This is a genomic window from Brachyspira sp. SAP_772 (assembly GCF_009755885.1).
Taxonomy (GTDB): Bacteria; Spirochaetota; Brachyspiria; order Brachyspirales; family Brachyspiraceae; genus Brachyspira.
The window spans coordinates 1-516 of sequence record NZ_VYIX01000379.1; the positions used below are offsets into that span (position 1 = coordinate 1).

The following is a 516-nucleotide window of genomic DNA, read 5'->3' on the forward strand; positions in this document are numbered from 1 at the left end:
ATCTCTTGTTCTTATCTCTTGTTCTTTTACGGCTAACTCAATATTTGGTAATATGTTGTTTATGGCTTTATCTAGTTCTAATATTTGATTTTTATCTTCTTCTATTCTTTTAGCTAAAGTATTTTTTCTATTTCTAGTTTCTTCTTTTTCTTTAAACTTATTTTCTAATTGTATTTTTAATTGACTATACATTTTTCCTATATGAGTAAGTTCTGTTACTATTAATGACACCTGCTTGTCAAGCTCTATAGATAAGTTTCTTGTCTCTTCAAATTTTAATAATTCCTGCTGTTTTTGATTATCTAAATCTAATAGGTTCTTCTCAAGTTCCTGCTTTTTATTGTTAAGCTYTTCAAGATTTTTATTATAATCCTCTAAAGTGATTTTTGCTTTTTTAATCTGATTAACATTTATGCTTATGCTTATCTTTTTTTTATCATCTATAAGTGAATAATATTTTTCTGTGCGTGCCATTTATTACTACATTTTTTAAAATTATATTTTCATTGTTAATTA

1 pseudogene is annotated in these 516 nt (G+C 24.1%); it reads right to left on the reverse strand.

Features of this window, described 5'->3' with window-relative positions:
• Positions 1–474 (reverse strand): annotated as a pseudogene (locus GQX97_RS14610) (chromosome segregation protein SMC); the annotation flags it as partial.
• Positions 475–516 lie beyond the last annotated feature (42 nt).